This is a genomic window from Streptomyces sp. NPDC047853 (assembly GCF_043204535.1).
Taxonomy (GTDB): Bacteria; Actinomycetota; Actinomycetes; order Streptomycetales; family Streptomycetaceae; genus Streptomyces.
The window spans coordinates 134,718-150,636 of sequence record NZ_JBIDCI010000016.1; the positions used below are offsets into that span (position 1 = coordinate 134,718).

Here is a 15,919-nt window from a genome sequence, read left to right on the forward strand (position 1 = left end):
CGCCCCGCACGCGGCGGCGCCCCGGCCCCAGGAGCCACCGAACGCCCTCTTCTGCACGGGAGTTGACCGCTGTAGCGTCCCGCGCATGCCGATACGCATGCGCTTCACGATCTGGAGACCGCTCGCGACGGCGGCCACGGCCGCTCTCATGGCAACCTTCCTCACGCCCGCCGCGACCGCCCACCCCGCACCGCGACAGAGCGAACCCGTCCACTCCTACGCCGACGCCGTCCGCGAGGCCGTCTGGGTGGACACCGGCCACGACGGGGACGGCGACGGCGAGGACGACCGCGTCGCCGTCGATATCGTCCGCCCCCGCGAACCCGCCCGGCAGGGACGGAAGGTCCCCGTCATCATGGACGCCAGCCCGTACTACTCCTGCTGCGGGCGCGGCAACGAGAGCCAGAAGAAGACCTACGACGCCGACGGCGACGTCGTCGGCATGCCCCTCTACTACGACAACTACTTCGTGCCGCGCGGCTACGCCTTCGTCGGCGTCGACCTGGCCGGCACCAACCGCTCCGACGGCTGCGTCGACGTCGGCGGCCCCTCCGACGTCCGGTCCGCGAAGGCGGTCGTCGACTGGCTGAACGGCCGCGCGAAGGCGTACACCAGCCGCACCGGCGGCGAGCGCGCCAAGGCGACGTGGACCAACGGCAGGACCGGCATGATCGGCAAGAGCTGGGACGGCACGATCGCGGCCGGTGTCGCCGCCACCGGTGTCGAGGGCCTGGAGACCATCGTCCCGATCGCCGCCATCTCCTCCTGGTACGACTACTACTTCAGCCAGGGCGCTCCGCTCTACGGCTCCGGCCCCGACTGGCTGTCGGACTACGTCAACAGCCCCGACGCCCGCGAGCGGTGCGACGCCGTCCAGCAGAAACTCGTCGCCGGCGCCCCGCGCACCGGCGACTGGACGAAGCTCTGGACCGAACGCGACTACGTGAAGGCCGCCGGCAAGGTGAAGGCCAGCGTCTTCCTCGTCCACGGCATGCAGGACCTCAACGTCCGCATGCAGCACGTCGGCCCGTGGTGGGACGCCCTCGCGAAGAACGGCGTCGACCGCAAGATCTGGCTCTCCCAGACCGGCCACGTCGACCCCTTCGACTTCCGCCGCGCCGCGTGGGTGGACACCCTGCACCGCTGGTTCGACCACGAACTCCTCGGCTACGACAACGGCATCGACGACGAGCCCATGGCCGACATCGAACGCCGGCCCGGCCAGTGGGAGACCTCGGGCACCTGGCCCCCGCGCTCCACCGCCCCCACCACCCTGCGCCCCGCCGACGGCGCGCGGCCCGGCGTCGGCACCCTCGGCCTGCGCAGAGACCGCGGCACCGAGACCTTCACCGACGACCCCGCCCTGAGCGAGACCGACTGGGCCGCGCACATCGACGAGCCCACCCCGGGCAAGGCCGGCTTCGTCACCGCCCCGCTCACCCGCGACCTGCGCCTGTCCGGCTCCTCCGAGGTCACCGTCACGGCCCGCTCCAGCACCCCGACGGCCCACCTCTCCGCCGTCCTCGTCGACCTCGGCCCCGACACCATCCGCGACTACGGCGACCGGGGCGAGGGCGTCACCACCCTCACCGACCGCACCTGCTGGGGCCCCAGCACGCCGGGCGACAGCTCCTGCTACCTGGAGACGGCGGCGAAGACCACCGACGTGGAGTACACCGTCGTCAGCCGCGGTTGGGCCGACCTCGGCAACCACGCGTCCCGGTGGCAGGGCCGCCCGCTGACCCCGGGCAGGGCCTACACCCTCACCCTGGACCTGGCGGCGACCGACCACGTCGTCCCGGCCGGTCACCGCCTCGCGCTGATCGTCGCGGGCACCGACAAGGACCTCATCGACCCTCCCCCAAGCTCTCCGAGCTGGGGGGACCCCCATGCCGACACGCCGACCCTCACGCTGGACCTCTCCCGCACGTCCGCGCGCGTACCGTTCGTCGGCGGCACCGCCGCGTTCGCCAGGGCCACCGCCGGTACGCCGGCCACCGCTCCCGCACCCACGCCCCTCGACGGCGTGAGCGCGCCGCGCACGACGCACCGCGTCCCGAAGGGAGCCCGATGAAACGCCTGCGCACCCTCACCGTGACCGGCGCGGCCCTCGCCGCGTCCCTCCTGGCCGCGCCGGTCCACGCCGACGCCACCGCGCCCCGACCGCCCCGCACCGGCTTCGAGCAGACGCACGGCGCCCGCTGGACCACGCAGCCCGAGGAGCAGACGCTGCTCGCGGCCGCCGACCGGGCGAGCGACCGCGTCACCGTCGAGCGCGTCGGCACCACGAAGCAGGACCGCCCGCTCCAACTGGTGACCATCGGCCGGCCCACCGCCCCGAACAAGGTGCTCCTCGTGTGCAGCCAGCACGGTGACGAGCCCTCCGGCCGCGAGGCCTGCCTGTCCACCGTCCGGGACCTGGCGTACGCGACGGACCGGCGGACCCGGCACTTCCTGGACCGCACCACCGTGCTGGTCGTCCCCACCGCCAACCCCGACGGCCGGGCCGCCGACACCCGCGGCAACGGCGACGGCGTCGACGTCAACCGGGACCACCTCGCGCTGAGGACGGCCGAGGCCCGCGCCCTGGCCGCCGTCGTCCGCGACCGGCGCCCCGACGTCCTCTACGACCTGCACGAGTACGGCGCCACACCCCCCTACTACGACCGGGACCTGTTCGACCTCTGGCCCCGCAACCTCAACACCCACGCCCGGGTCCACGACGAGGCCCGCGGCCTGTCCGGGGAGTACGTCCGCCCCGCCGCCGAGGCGGACGGACACACGACCGGCACCTACGGCATCTGGACCGACCCCGTCACCGGCGACCCGATCCGGCAGACCGCCGGCGACGGCCAGGAACGCATCCTGCGGAACATGTCCGGCGTCAAGCACGCGGTCGGCCTGCTCATCGAGAGCCGCGTCGACCCGCTCACCGACGCCGAACGCGCGGACCCGGCCCTGAACAACCGGCGCCGGGTCGACTCCCAGCTAGCCGCCCTGGACGGCCTGTTCCGCTTCGCCGACCGGCGGCGCGGACCCGTCGAGGCGGCCACCGCGACCGCCCGGTGGTCCGGCCTGACCGACACCGGCCCCGTGTACCTCGGCGGTGCGGACAACGACCCGGCCGAACCCGGGGAGGTGCTCCAGGACCCGCCCTGCGGCTACCGGCTCGGCGCCGCCCAGTACAGGGAGGTGCGGGACGAACTGGCCCTGCACGGTGTACGGGCGCACCGGACGGGGGAGGAGGGCGCCTACGTGCCTCTGCGCCAGCCCTTGCGGGCCCTGGTGCCGCTGCTCCTGGACGAGCGGGCGACGTACCGCCTGACGGTGGGTGAACCCGACACCACCTGCTGAAGAGGTGAGTTCCGTGTCGCACGTGGTAAGGGCGTAGCAGAGGACTATTTTCAGCCTCACCGACGTGAAAGGTGCCACCTGTGACGCAGGACCGACCGAGCGACAAGGAACACCACGAGAGAGGCACGCTTCCGGGTGCGGAAGCGGGCCTCCCGGGGCAGGAGCACAAGCCCCGTACCGACTGGATCGTCTTCGGCGTCACAGCGGCCCTGACCCTCGCCTTCGTCATCTGGGGCGCCGCCGGCACCGATTCGCTGGAGGACGCCTCCGGCACGATGCTGAGCGGCCTGATGCACAACGGCGGCTGGGCGTTCGTCCTGGCCGCCTCGGGTTTCGTCGTCTTCGCCCTCTGGCTCGCGGCCAGCCGCTACGGCCGCATCCACCTCGGGGCCGAGGGCGAGGAGCCCGAATTCCGCACGGTGTCCTGGGTCGCGATGATGTTCAGCGCGGGCATGGGCATCGGTCTGATGTTCTGGGGCGTGAGCGAGCCGCTGGCGCATTTCGAGACCGCCCCGCCCGGGACCAGCCCCGCCGACACGGGCGACCGCATGGCCACGGCCATGGCAACCACCCTGTTCCACTGGACCCTCCATCCGTGGGCCATCTACGCGGTCGTCGGCCTCGGCATCGCCTACAGCACGTTCCGCAGGCGGCGCCGCCAGACCATCAGCGCCGTCTTCACCCCCCTCATCGGTGAGCGGCACGCCAACGGCGTCAGCGGCCGGGTCATCGACATCCTGGCCATCATCGCCACGGTCTTCGGCTCGGCGGCCTCGCTGGGCCTCGGCGCCCTGCAGATCGGCTCCGGCGTCGAGAAGCTCGACTGGATGGACAAGGTCAGTACCGGACTGCTGGTCGGCATCATCGCGGTGCTGACCGTGGCGTTCGTGGCCTCCGCGATCTCCGGTGTGGAGAAGGGCATCCAGTGGCTGTCCAACACCAACATGGTGCTGGCCCTGCTCCTCGTGGTGTTCGTCTTCGTCGCGGGCCCGACCATCCTCATCCTCGACCTGCTGCCGACCTCGCTCTTCACCTACCTCGGCGACCTGCCCGCGATGGCCGGGCGCACCGAGATCAGCGGCGGCGAGGGCGTCGCGGACTGGCTGAGCAGCTGGACCGTCTTCTACTGGGCGTGGTGGATCTCCTGGACGCCCTTCGTCGGCATGTTCATCGCCCGCATCAGCAGGGGCCGGACCATCCGTCAGTTCATCGGCGGCGTCATCCTCGTCCCCAGCACCGTCAGCCTGATCTGGTTCGCGATCTTCGGCGGCTCGGCGATGCGGCTCCAGGAGCAGAACCGGCTCGGCGACGAGACGACCCCCGAGGGCCGGCTCTTCGCCGTGCTCCAGGAGTACCCCATCGCCACCGTCACCAGCCTGCTGGTGATGATCCTCGTCGGCATCTTCTTCGTCTCGGGCGCCGACGCGGCCTCCATCGTGATGGGCACCCTCTCGCAGAAGGGCGCGCTCGAACCCAGCCGCTGGGTGGTGGTGTTCTGGGGCGTGGTGACCGGAGCGGTCGCCGCCATCATGCTCCTGGTCGGCAGCGGTGAGGGGGACGCGCTGACCGGGTTGCAGAACCTCACGATCCTCGCGGCGGCGCCCTTCGTCATCGTGATGATCTTCATGTGCGTCGCCCTCATGCGCGACCTGCGCCGCGACCCCCTCATCGTGCGCGGCGAGATGGCCTCCGAGGCCGTGGAACTGGCCGTCATCGAGGGCCACAAGCAGTACGAGGGCGACTTCGAGCTCCGCATCGGTCCCGGGCCCGGCACCGACGTGGAGGGCGACCCCATCGGCAAGCACCACTGAGCAGACCCCGGTGTCCGGCCCGGCGACGGGAGCCGGCAGCGGGGGAGCGGCGAGGGGCCGGCACGCGCACGCGTGCCGGCCCCTCGCGTCAGCCGGTGGCCAGATCGGCGGCCTCCCGCGCGCAGCCCCAGGCCACGGTGACGCCCCCGCCGCCGTGCCCGTAGTTGTGCACCAGCAGCCTCCCGTCGGGGAGCGGCTCGCGCTCCAGCCGCACCGCGTCCCGCGCCGGGCGCAGCCCCACCAGGTGGCCGAGCACCCGCGCCCCGGCGATCTCCGGCCGCAGCGCCGCGCACCGCCGCACGATCGCCTCCGCGACCGCGGGGTCCGGCTCCGCCGACCAGGCGTCCTCCTCGGCCGTGCCGCCCAGGACCAGCCGGCCGGGCTGCGGGAAGAAGTACGCCATCTCCCCGGACACGGGATCGGTGGAGACCGTCCAGGTCCGGATGCCGGGGTTCGCCACGACGACCAGCTGCCCGCGCACCGGCCGCACGGACGGGTCCGGGACCAGCTCCCGGGCCCCCAGCCCCGTGCAGTTGACGACCACGGGCGCCTCGGTCTCCGCCAGATCGGTCACCGCGCGGGTCTCCACCACACCGCCGGCGGCCACCAACCGCTCCCGCAGCCAGGGCAGATGAGTCGACATGTCGATGAGCGGCAGGCGTGCCCACAGCCCCGACCCGGCGTACTCCCGCGCGGTCGCCGCGCGCAGCCCCGGCAGCTGCGCGGCCGCCCAGGTGTCCACCTCGTCCGGTCCGGTCTCGCCGAGCACCCCCTCGACCAGCCGTACGCCGGTCTCCCCGGGCCGCGCCGCCAGCTCCTCGTACACGTCCAGCGACCGCAGCGCCCATATGCGCGCCAGGGCGACCGGCTCGATGCGGTACGGCCACCACAGCGCGCCGGCGACCGCGGAGGTGGTCCGCTCGGCGGGCTCCCGCGTCCACAACCGCACCCGCCTGCCCCGCTCGGCCAGGACGACGGCCGTCGTCAGCCCGACCACCCCGCCGCCGACGACGACGATCTCGGCATCCCGTCCGGTATCCACACGGGGACGTTAGCGGAACATGTCATGCCGTGCGCAGAGCGGCTCCGCCCTGGGAAGACTCACCGCATGGCTGTCGAGTACGCGACCTTCGGGCTGACACCGGCGATGCGGGCCGGGGGAGTGCTCGCCGACGGCGACTACCAGGTCCACCGTGATTTCCTGGACTTCGTCGTCGACGGACGCCCCCTGCTGTTCCGCCTCTGCGACCTGGACGCCGTCTCCCCGCTCGCCTCCGACGTGCCTCCCGCGATCTTCACCGCACAGGTCCGCGGCCTGCTGCTGGAGACCGGCGCGCCCCTGCCCGGCGGCCGGTACGTCATCTACGGCTGCCCCGAGTGCGAGGACCTGGCCTGCGGCGCGGTGACCGCCGTGATCCTGCGCGACGGCGACGACTTCGTCTGGCGCGACTTCGCCTGGCAGACCGGCGAACACGCCGACCTGGAACGCGACGGCTACCACGGCATCGGCCCGTACCGCTTCCCCGGCGCCGAGTACCGCGCGGCCCTCGCCGCCCTGCTCGACGGCACCGCGCGCCCCGCCCGCCGGGTCCTGCTGATCGGCGCCCGCGCCGCCCTGCCCGCCCGGCTCGCCGCCGCGCTGCGCACCATCGGCGTCGGCGCCGACATCACCGAGGACGCCGGCGCGGTGCCCGCCGAGGAACTGCGGGCCTACGGCGCCGTCGTCTTCGGTGACGCCGCCTCGGACGAGAAGCGCACGGCCGTACGCCGGGCCTTCGCCGACGCCGGGGTGGACGTGGCCGAGGTCGACGCCCTGGCCCCGATCGTTCCGCTGCTCGTCGCCCAGGTCGAACACGCCCTGGGCGGCGGCCCGTCCGGCCGGCACCGGCTGGGCCGTCTGACGGCGACCGGCGCCACGGCGGACGTCGAGGTCACCTCGCCCTGCCGGGTGCGGCTCACCGCGTACCGCCTCGACCGTCTCCGCCGCACCCGCACCCACGAGGTCTTCGACGGGGTGCTCGAACCGGGCGGCCACCGCGTCCCCCTGGACGCCGGGGCGGTGAAGGGGGAGGCCTACCTGGTGGCGCGGGCGCCGGGGAGTGTCCTGGTCACGGAGGTGAGGCACCCGACGCCCGGGTGAGCGGGCCCCGGAGCGCCGGTAAAATCCACGGTCTGATGACTGCCACCCTCGTCGCCAAGAACCTCGCCGCCGGCCACGGCGACCGCTCCCTGTTCACCGGGCTCGACCTCGTCGTCGCCCCCGGCGACGTGATCGGTCTCGTCGGAGCCAACGGGGCGGGCAAGTCCACCCTCCTGCGGCTGCTGGCCGGACTGAGCGCGCCGGAACAGGGCGAGCTGCGTCTCTCCCCGCCGACCGCCACCGTCGGCCACCTCCCGCAGGAGCCCGAGCGCCGGCCCGGCGAGACGGTCCGGGCCCTCCTCGCCCGCCGCACCGGCGTCACCGAGGCCCAGCGCGTCATGGACGAGGCCACCCAGGCCCTGGTCGACGGCGCCCCGGGGGCCGACGACGCCTACGCGGGCGCCCTGGAGCGCTGGCTCGGACTGGGCGGCGCCGACCTCGACGACCGCGCCGAGGAGACCGCCGCCGCGCTGGGCCTGACGGTGGACCTGGACCAGCCGATGACTGCGCTCTCCGGCGGCCAGGCGGCCCGGGCCGGCCTCGCCTCCCTGCTGCTCTCCCGCTACGACGTCTTCCTGCTCGACGAGCCGACCAACGACCTCGACCTGGACGGCCTGGAACGCCTCGAACGCTTCGTGACCGGCCTGCGCGCCGGCACCGTCGTCGTCAGTCACGACCGCGAGTTCCTCACCCGCACCGTCACCAAGGTCCTCGAACTCGACCTCGCCCAGAGGCAGATCAATCTCTACGGCGGCGGCTACGAGGGCTACCTGGAGGAACGCGAGGTGGCCCGCCGGCACGCCCGCGACGACTACGAGGAGTACGCCGACCGGCGGGCGGCCCTCCAGGACCGGGCGCAGACGCAGCGCTCCTGGATGGACAAGGGCGTCAAGAACGCCCGGCGCAAGGCCGGTGACAACGACAAGATCGGCCGCAAGTTCCGCAGCGAGTCCAGCGAGAAGCAGGCCGCCAAGGCCCGCCAGACCCAGCGCATGATCGAGCGCCTGGAGGTCGTCGAGGAACCGCGCAAGGAGTGGGACCTGCGGATGGAGATCGCCTCGGCGCCCCGCTCGGGCGCGGTGGTCGCCACCCTGCGCGACGCCGAGGTCCGGCGGGGCGACTTCGTCCTCGGCCCGGTCTCCCTGCAGATCGACTGGGCGGACCGGGTGGCGGTCACCGGGGCGAACGGCGCGGGCAAGTCCACGCTCCTCGCCGCCCTCCTCGGCCGCGTCCCGCTCGACGCCGGCCACGCGGCCCTCGGCTCCGGCGTCCTGCTCGGCGAGGTCGACCAGGCCCGCGCGCTGTTCCACGGCCCCGAGTCGCTGCTCGACGCCTTCCGCGCGGCGACCCCGGACACCGAGCCGGCCGAGATCCGCACCCTCCTGGCCAAGTTCGGGCTCAAGGCGGACCACGTGGTGCGCCCGGCGTCGACCCTCTCACCCGGCGAACGCACGCGGGCCGCGCTGGCCCTGCTCCAGGGCACCGGAGTCAACCTGCTCGTGCTGGACGAGCCGACCAACCACCTGGACCTGCCGGCCATCGAGCAGCTGGAATCGGCCCTGGACGCCTACGAGGGCACGCTCCTGCTGATCACCCACGACCGGCGCATGCTGGACGCGGTGCGCGTGACCCGCCGTCTGGAGGTGTCCGACGGCAGGGTGACGGAGGCGTCCGCGTAACCGCGTCGCACCCCGCCACCCTGCCGGGGGCCTACGCCAGGCCGGCCCGCCGCAGCGCGTCGGCCATCGCCCCGTCGGCGGGAGCCGGCGCCGACGCGGGCCGCCCCTTCCCGCCCGAGGGCTGGCGCTTCTGCTGTCCCCGCTGCTTGGGCGGCCGTGCGCCGCGTTCGCGCTTCTCCTCGCCCTGGGGAGCCGCTTCGTCGTCCAGCCGCAGCGTCAGCGAGATCCGCTTGCGCGGGATGTCGACGTCCATCACCTTGACCCGGACGATGTCACCGGGCTTCACCACGTCCCGCGGGTCCTTCACGAACGTCTTCGACATGGCGGACACGTGGACCAGCCCGTCCTGGTGCACGCCGACGTCCACGAACGCCCCGAACGCCGCGACGTTCGTCACGACACCCTCCAGGACCATCCCGGAGGACAGGTCGGAGAGCTTCTCCACGCCTTCCTTGAAGGTGGCCGTCCTGAAGGCGGGCCGCGGGTCGCGCCCGGGCTTCTCCAGCTCCCTGAGGATGTCGGTGACCGTCGGCAGACCGAACGCCTCGTCCACGAACTGGTCCGGCTTCAGCGAACGCAGCACGGACGTGTTGCCGATCAGGCCGGCCACCTCCTGCCCGGTGGTCTTCACCATCCGGCGCACCACCGGATACGCCTCGGGGTGCACGCTGGACGCGTCCAGCGGGTCGCTGCCGCCCCGGATCCGCAGGAAGCCCGCGCACTGCTCGTACGCCTTGGGCCCGAGCCGCGACACCTTCTTCAGCTCGGTCCGCGAGGTGAACGGTCCGTGGGTGTCCCGGTGCGCGACGATGTTCTCGGCGAGGCCCGAGGTGATGCCGGAGACCCGGGAGAGCAAGGGGGCCGAGGCGGTGTTGACGTCCACGCCCACGCCGTTCACACAGTCCTCGACGACCGCGTCCAGCGAGCGGGACAGCTTCACCTCGGACAGGTCGTGCTGGTACTGGCCGACGCCGATGGACTTCGGGTCGATCTTCACCAGCTCGGCCAGCGGGTCCTGCAGGCGGCGGGCGATCGACACCGCGCCGCGCAGCGAGACGTCCATGTCCGGCAGTTCCTGGGAGGCGAAGGCCGAGGCCGAGTACACGGAGGCGCCCGCCTCCGAGACCATCACCTTGGTAAGCTTCAGCTCCGGGTGCTTGGCGATGAGTTCCCCGGCGAGCTTGTCGGTCTCGCGGGACGCCGTGCCGTTGCCGATGGCCACCAGCTCCACGGCGTGCTGAGCGGCGAGCCGGGCCAGCTTGGCGATCCCCTCGTCCCAGCGGTTGGCCGGGACGTGCGGGTGGATCACGTCCGTGGCCACGACCTTGCCGGTCGCGTCGACCACGGCGACCTTCACGCCGGTACGGAAGCCCGGGTCCAGGCCGAGCGTGGCGCGGGTACCGGCCGGCGCGGCCAGCAGCAGGTCCCGCAGGTTCGCGGCGAAGACGTTCACGGCCTCGTCCTCGGCGGCGGTGCGCAGCCGCAGCCGGAGGTCGATGCCCAGGTGGACGAGGATGCGGGTGCGCCAGGCCCAGCGGACGGTGTCCGCGAGCCACTTGTCCCCGGGCCGGCCGCGGTCCGCGATGCCGAAGCGGCTCGCGACGATCCCCTCGTAGGACGACGGGCCGTCGGTGGGCTCCTCGGGCTCCAGGACCAGGTCGAGCACGCCCTCCTTCTCACCGCGCAGCATCGCGAGGACCCGGTGCGAGGGCAGCTCGGTGAAGGGCTCGGCAAAGTCGAAGTAGTCGGCGAACTTGGCGCCCGCCTCCTCCTTGCCCTCCTTCACCTTGGCGGCGAGCCGCCCGCGCACCCACATCCGCTCGCGCACCTCGCCGATCAGGTCGGCGTCCTCGGAGAAGCGCTCCGTGAGGATCGACCGCGCGCCGTCCAGGGCGGCCTGCGGATCGGCCACGCCCTTGTCGGCGTCGACGAACGCGGCCGCCGCGGCGAGCGGGTCGACCGACGGGTCGCCGAGCAGGCCCTCGGCGAGCGGCTCCAGCCCGGCCTCGCGCGCGATCTGCGCCTTCGTGCGCCGCTTGGGCTTGAACGGAAGGTAGATGTCCTCCAGGCGCGCCTTGGTCTCCGCCGTGCGGATGCGCGCTTCGAGCTCCTCGGTGAGCTTGCCCTGCTCGCGCACCGAGTCGAGGATCGCCGCGCGCCGCTCCTCCAGCTCCCGCAGGTAGCGCAGCCGCTCCTCGAGCGTGCGCAGCTGCGCGTCGTCGAGCATCTCGGTCGCTTCCTTGCGGTAGCGGGCGATGAAGGGCACCGTCGAGCCGCCGTCGAGCAGCTCCACCGCGGCCCGCACCTGCCGCTCCCGTACGCCGAGCTCCTCGGCGATCCTGCTCTCGATGGACCGCACGTCGATGGACGCGCTGGACCCGGGTGTCGTCACGATCCCGTACCGCCTTCTCACAGAGGTTGCGCGGCAATTGTGGCAGGTGGCGCCACCGATCGGGGATCAGGGCGCCACCTGGGCCGGGTCGGGACGGTCGCTTCCGGGCCCGGGATCACACCCTGCGGCTGCGGGTGGAGGACGAGGCCCCGCCGAACAGCCGGGCCACGGCGCGGAACGGAAGAGTCACGACGGTGGCGACGGCGCCGCCGATCTGGCGCAGGACGTCTGCGATGGCACGGAACACGAAAAGCCCCTTTCCTCTCCCGGCCCCTCCGGCCGGGACAGTACGGGTACCTCGTCAGCGGCCGAACATGCCCCGCGGCCCGCCCGGACCGGTGTCACGCCCTGCCGAGCAGGTCCGCCGGGAAGGCGCCGGCGCCGACCGCCGTACGGGCGAAGGCCGTTGCCAGCTCCGTGAGCCGGGCCACGCCGTCCACGCCGAGGTGCGCGTAGGGGGCCGCGTCCAACCGGTCCGTCTCCCGCTCGATCTCGTCGCGCAGCGCCGCACCCGCTCCGGTCGGCTCACCGGCCCCGTCGAGCAGCCCGCGCCCGCGCAGCCGGTCCGTCGCCGCGTCCCACTCCTCCCGGCTCCAGCCCCGGGTGTTGAAGATCCACTTCGGTGTCATGCCCTTGCCGGTCGCGGTGTGCGTCACCAGCGCCTCCAGACCGTCCAGGCCCGCGGCCGCCAGCGCGGCGACATGGCCGTCGCCCCGGTGTTCGCGCAGCAGGGTCGCCGCGTGCCAGTACGCCAGGTGTGGTGCCTTCGGCACCGGGAGGTCGGCGTGGGCCGCGTAGAGGGGGCGGGCGCCGCGGGCGCAGCCCTCGGCGGCGCGCAGCGCCAGACCGGCCGCCTCCGACATCTGCGGGGAGGTCAGGATCTCCTCGCCCAGCAGCCGGCGCAGGGTCGCGTCGACGGCCCGCTCCCGTGCCGCCAGGGCCTGCCCCGGTGTGACGGTCTCCCACACGGCGGGCACGTGCCGGGCGACGAGGTCGTGCCGGTAGTTGTAGAAGGTCGCCGTCACGACTCCGGCGCCGACCGGACCCAGCGCGGCGGCGCGTGCCGCGAAGTTGACGGCCCGGGGGTCGGTGACTCCGAGGGCGCCCAGCTCCCGGCCCAGGTCAGGCGAGAAGTAGTGCGTCGAGTGCAGCGTGTTGAGCGCGTTGTGGCAGCGGCGGCCGGCGCGTGCGTCGAGGACGGCGGTTGTCATGCCACGCACGTTACCAACCGCTCAGTACGTCCTCCAGGCCCTGGGCGCCGTCCCTTCCGGGCACCGCACCGGCATGGCAGGAAAGGTGGGAAACTCGTCATTGCGGCCATCGCCGTGCGGACGCACCATCGAGGGCATGGCGCAGCGAACCGTCCTCCTCGTCCTGTTCGACGACGTCCAGAGCCTCGATGTCACCGGCCCCGTGGAGGTCTTCGCGGGCGCCGAGAAGCACACCCCGGGGACCTACCGCATCCGCACCGCCTCGCTGGACGGAGCCCCGGTGCGCACGTCCAGCGGTCTGACCGTCGTACCCGACCAGGCGCTCGCCGTGGCATCCGGTCCGGACACCCTGATCGTCCCCGGCGGCCAGGGGACCCGGGATCCCGATCCGCGCCTGATCGCGTGGCTGCGGGGACACGGGCCGCGCGCCCGGCGCCTGGTCTCCGTCTGCACCGGGGCGATCCTGCTCGCCCGGGCGGGCCTGCTCGACGGCCGCCGCGCCACCACCCACTGGGCCTACTGCGACCGGCTCGCCCGCGACCACCCGGCCGTGGACGTCGACCCCGATCCGATCTACGTCCGCGACGGCCACGTCGCCACGTCCGCCGGGGTCACCTCCGGCATCGATCTCGCCCTGGCCCTGGTCGAGGAGGACCTGGACCGGGAGACGGCCCTGACCATCGCCCGCCACCTGGTCGTGTTCCTGCGCCGGCCCGGGAACCAGGCCCAGTTCAGCGCCCAGCTCGCCGCCCAGACCGCACGACGCGAGCCCCTGCGGGAGGTGCAGCGGTGGATCACCGAGCACCCCGGCGCCGATCTGGGCGTCGACTCCCTCGCCGCCCGCGCGGGCCTCTCGCCCCGCCACTTCGCCCGGGCCTTCAGGGCGGAGACCGGCACGACACCCGGCCGGTACGTCGACCGGGTCAGGATCGAGCACGCCCGCCGGCTCCTGGAGGACACCGGCGCGGGCGTCGACCAGGTCTCCCGGGCCAGCGGCTACGGCACCCCGGAGGCCATGCGCCGCGCCTTCGTCAGGGCCCTCGGCACGGCCCCGGCCGAGTACCGCCGCCGCTTCCGGCCCGCCCCGACCGACCCGCCCCGCACCACCCCCGGCACCGGGCTCACCGGCACCCCCGCGACGCGGGACCGTTCAGCCGGCGGGTGACCCGGCCCCGTACGCGACACCGGTGACCAGGACCGGAAGCCCGAAGCCCGAAGCGAGCCCCCGCCCCGCACCACAAGACACCCGGCCCGCCCGGGGCCGCGCACCGGAAGGAACCCCGTGCAGACAGCCATCCTCCTCTTCGACCGCTTCACGGCCCTGGACGCCGTCGGCCCCTACGAGACCCTCGGCCGCCTCCCGGACGCGGAGACGGTCTTCGTCGCCGAACAGGCGGGCCCGGTGCGCACCGACACCGGGAACCTCGCGCTCACCGCCGACCGGACGCTGGCCGAGGTGCCCGCCCCGGACATCGTCGTCGTGCCGGGCGGCCCCGGCCAGACGGCGCAGATGGAGAACGAGACCCTGCTGGACTGGCTGCGCACCGCCGACGCCACCAGCACCTGGACCACCTCGGTCTGCACCGGCTCGCTGCTGCTCGCCGCCGCCGGCCTGCTGGCGGGCCGCCGCGCCACCTCGCACTGGCTGGCCCTGCCCTTCCTCGAACGGTTCGGCGCCGAACCGACCGGCGAGAGGGTGGTCACCGACGGCAAGTACGTCACCGCGGCGGGCGTCTCCTCCGGCATCGACATGGGCCTGACCCTGCTCGGCCGGATCGCCGGCGACGACCACGCCCGGGCGGTCCAGCTGCTGACCGAGTACGACCCGCAGCCGCCCTACGACGCCGGGTCGCCGCAGAAGGCGCCCGCCCACCTCGTGGAGGAGTTCCGCGGCAGGAGCAGGTTCATCCTGACGTAGTCACGCCCGTCGGCGCGCTCCAGTCGAAACGCGGCTGCCTGCGCTCCAGGAAGGCGGCGACCCCCTCGGCGGTGTCGCCGCTGCCGCGGGCCTGCGCGGTCCAGTACGCGTCCCGGTCCGTGCGCCCGTTCGCGAACTCCTTGGCCGCGGCCTGGGTCAGCTGCGAGCGCGACACCAGCAGCCGGGCGAACCGGTCGACCCGCTCGCCGAGTCCGCCCTCCGGCAGCACCTCGTCGACCAGCCCCGTGCGCAGCGCCCGCTGCGCGTCGATCAACTCCCCCGAGAACAGCAGGTACTTCGTGGTGGCCGGTCCGGTCAGCGACACCAGCCGCCGGGTCGACGACGCCGGGTACACCACCCCCAGTTTGGCCGGGGTCACCCCGAACAGCGCGGTCTCCTCGGCGAACCGCAGATCGCAGGCGGCCGCCAACTGCGCCCCACCGCCCACGCAGTGACCGCGGACGGCGGCCAGCGTCGGCTTGGGGAAGGACGCGAGGGCCTCCTCGGCGCGGACGGCCAGTCCCTGCGCCTCCTCCGCGGACTCCCGCAGCGTCGAGATGTCGGCCCCGGCGCAGAACGTTGCGCCCTCGCCGGTGAGTACGAGCGCCCGCACCGCCGGATCGTCCGCCAGGGCGTCGAGCAGCGGAGGCAGCGCCCGCCACATCGCGGCGGTCATGGCGTTGCGCTTGGCGGGATGGTGGACGACTACGGTGGCGACCGAGTCGGTGACCCGGTGCAGCAGCTGCGGCTCCATGGCCCGGATGCTATCCGCCGACCGGGGGACCGCACGGACGATGCGGGTGGGACAGGAACGGTCCCACACCTGACCGTGTCATACGCCGATGGTCAGAAGCGCTCGATACCCGCTGACTTGTGTTCACTTTCCCGGAAGGAAGGGACGCGTTCCCAACACTCAGGGGTGTGGTGACAATCGAGCCCAGGGGTGGCGACCGGACGATGGACGAGACCGGGCCCGCCGGGCCGCTGCCGTACGAAGGCGTCTGGCGGTTCACCGCCCCCGCCGTGGACGAGTCGGTCCCGCAGGCGCGGCACGCCGTGCGGGACCTGCTGGTGCGCCAGGGCGTCCCGGTCTCGGACGACGTGACGCAGGGCCTGCTCCTGATCGTGTCCGAGCTGGTCACCAACGCCGTCCGGCACGCGGCGGTGCTCTCACCGGTGCTCGCCGTGGAGGTCGCGGTGGGGCCCGAGTGGGTCCGGGTGTCCGTGGAGGACGACCATCCCTACCGCCCGACCGCCCTGGAGACCGATCACGGCCGGACGGGCGGGCGCGGGCTGCTCCTGGTCCGGGAGATCACCCGCGAGGCGGGCGGGGCGTGCGACGTGGCCCACACCGCGGGCGGCGGCAAGGTGATCTGGGTCGCCCTGCCGCTCGAACCCGCTCTGCGCTAGACAG

At 73.6% G+C, this 15,919-nt stretch carries 13 protein-coding genes; 8 read left to right on the forward strand and 5 right to left on the reverse strand.

What is annotated here, in order from left to right; translation table 11 throughout:
• The first annotated feature begins 85 nt into the window (after nt 1-85).
• From ACGF5T_RS27160 to ACGF5T_RS27170, 3 genes are all read left to right on the forward strand, one after another.
• The gene (locus ACGF5T_RS27160) at nt 86-2,074 is read left to right on the forward strand and encodes a Xaa-Pro dipeptidyl-peptidase (RefSeq protein ID WP_356610811.1); all 1,989 of its coding nucleotides are present in this window, start codon (nt 86-88) and stop codon (nt 2,072-2,074) included.
• Nucleotides 2,071-3,354: a M14 family metallocarboxypeptidase gene (locus tag ACGF5T_RS27165; RefSeq protein ID WP_356610810.1), complete on the forward strand. Its 1,284-nt coding sequence runs from the start codon at nt 2,071-2,073 to the stop codon at nt 3,352-3,354. The genes ACGF5T_RS27160 and ACGF5T_RS27165 overlap by 4 nt, the downstream gene beginning before the upstream one ends.
• Before the next feature lie 80 nt (nt 3,355-3,434).
• Complete coding sequence (locus ACGF5T_RS27170; RefSeq protein WP_356610809.1) at nt 3,435-5,165, forward strand: BCCT family transporter; 1,731 nt, start codon at nt 3,435-3,437, stop codon at nt 5,163-5,165.
• Between the two features lie 88 nt (nt 5,166-5,253).
• Here the strand turns inward: ACGF5T_RS27170 and ACGF5T_RS27175 are convergent, their stop codons facing one another.
• Nucleotides 5,254-6,207 (reverse strand): FAD-dependent oxidoreductase, encoded by a 954-nt coding sequence (locus ACGF5T_RS27175; RefSeq protein ID WP_366767477.1) that lies wholly within the window; start codon nt 6,205-6,207, stop codon nt 5,254-5,256.
• 66 nt (nt 6,208-6,273) lie between these two features.
• On the opposite strand from ACGF5T_RS27175, the gene ACGF5T_RS27180 reads away from it, so the two are divergent.
• The gene (locus ACGF5T_RS27180; protein ID WP_356612706.1) at nt 6,274-7,305 is read left to right on the forward strand and encodes an oxidoreductase; all 1,032 of its coding nucleotides are present in this window, start codon (nt 6,274-6,276) and stop codon (nt 7,303-7,305) included.
• Nucleotides 7,306-7,340: 35 nt separating this feature from the next.
• On the forward strand, nt 7,341-8,984 hold the full coding sequence (locus ACGF5T_RS27185) for an ABC-F family ATP-binding cassette domain-containing protein (protein WP_366767478.1): 1,644 nt from the start codon (nt 7,341-7,343) through the stop codon (nt 8,982-8,984).
• Nucleotides 8,985-9,015: 31 nt separating this feature from the next.
• On the opposite strand, the gene ACGF5T_RS27190 is transcribed toward ACGF5T_RS27185, so the two are convergent.
• From ACGF5T_RS27190 to ACGF5T_RS27200, 3 genes are all read right to left on the reverse strand, one after another.
• Nucleotides 9,016-11,376 carry a Tex family protein gene (locus ACGF5T_RS27190; RefSeq protein ID WP_366767479.1) on the reverse strand — a complete coding sequence of 787 codons (2,361 nt, stop codon included), beginning with the start codon at nt 11,374-11,376 and terminating at the stop codon, nt 9,016-9,018.
• 115 nt (nt 11,377-11,491) lie between these two features.
• Nucleotides 11,492-11,623 carry an LPFR motif small protein gene (locus ACGF5T_RS27195; protein WP_252100479.1) on the reverse strand — a complete coding sequence of 44 codons (132 nt, stop codon included), beginning with the start codon at nt 11,621-11,623 and terminating at the stop codon, nt 11,492-11,494.
• Between the two features lie 94 nt (nt 11,624-11,717).
• Nucleotides 11,718-12,587 (reverse strand): hypothetical protein, encoded by an 870-nt coding sequence (locus ACGF5T_RS27200; protein ID WP_361018324.1) that lies wholly within the window; start codon nt 12,585-12,587, stop codon nt 11,718-11,720.
• A 136-nt stretch (nt 12,588-12,723) separates the two neighbouring features.
• Between ACGF5T_RS27200 and ACGF5T_RS27205 the strand changes: the two genes are divergently transcribed.
• On the forward strand, nt 12,724-13,752 hold the full coding sequence (locus ACGF5T_RS27205) for a GlxA family transcriptional regulator (protein ID WP_366767480.1): 1,029 nt from the start codon (nt 12,724-12,726) through the stop codon (nt 13,750-13,752).
• 117 nt (nt 13,753-13,869) lie between these two features.
• Entirely contained in the window at nt 13,870-14,505 is a 636-nt protein-coding gene (locus ACGF5T_RS27210; protein WP_356612714.1) for a DJ-1/PfpI family protein, read from the forward strand.
• On the opposite strand, the gene ACGF5T_RS27215 is transcribed toward ACGF5T_RS27210, so the two are convergent.
• Nucleotides 14,492-15,259, reverse strand: a complete 768-nt coding sequence (locus ACGF5T_RS27215) for an enoyl-CoA hydratase/isomerase family protein (protein WP_356612716.1) — start codon at nt 15,257-15,259, stop codon at nt 14,492-14,494. The genes ACGF5T_RS27210 and ACGF5T_RS27215 overlap by 14 nt on opposite strands.
• Before the next feature lie 203 nt (nt 15,260-15,462).
• Here ACGF5T_RS27215 and ACGF5T_RS27220 point away from each other — a divergent pair, with 203 nt between their 5' ends.
• Nucleotides 15,463-15,915 (forward strand): ATP-binding protein, encoded by a 453-nt coding sequence (locus ACGF5T_RS27220; protein WP_356612744.1) that lies wholly within the window; start codon nt 15,463-15,465, stop codon nt 15,913-15,915.
• The last annotated feature ends 4 nt before the right edge of the window (nt 15,916-15,919 follow it).

Bases quoted from the DNA above. Each gene is read 5' to 3' on its own strand.
- ACGF5T_RS27160 (WP_356610811.1), top strand. From the start codon at position 86: ATGCCGATACGCATGCGCTTCACGATCTGGAGACCGCTCGCGACGGCG.
- ACGF5T_RS27165 (WP_356610810.1), top strand. From the start codon at position 2,071: ATGAAACGCCTGCGCACCCTCACCGTGACCGGCGCGGCCCTCGCCGCG.
- ACGF5T_RS27180 (WP_356612706.1), top strand. From the start codon at position 6,274: ATGGCTGTCGAGTACGCGACCTTCGGGCTGACACCGGCGATGCGGGCC.
- ACGF5T_RS27185 (WP_366767478.1), top strand. From the start codon at position 7,341: ATGACTGCCACCCTCGTCGCCAAGAACCTCGCCGCCGGCCACGGCGAC.
- ACGF5T_RS27200 (WP_361018324.1), bottom strand. From the start codon at position 12,587: ATGACAACCGCCGTCCTCGACGCACGCGCCGGCCGCCGCTGCCACAAC.
- ACGF5T_RS27205 (WP_366767480.1), top strand. From the start codon at position 12,724: ATGGCGCAGCGAACCGTCCTCCTCGTCCTGTTCGACGACGTCCAGAGC.
- ACGF5T_RS27215 (WP_356612716.1), bottom strand. From the start codon at position 15,259: ATGGAGCCGCAGCTGCTGCACCGGGTCACCGACTCGGTCGCCACCGTA.
- ACGF5T_RS27220 (WP_356612744.1), top strand. From the start codon at position 15,463: ATGGACGAGACCGGGCCCGCCGGGCCGCTGCCGTACGAAGGCGTCTGG.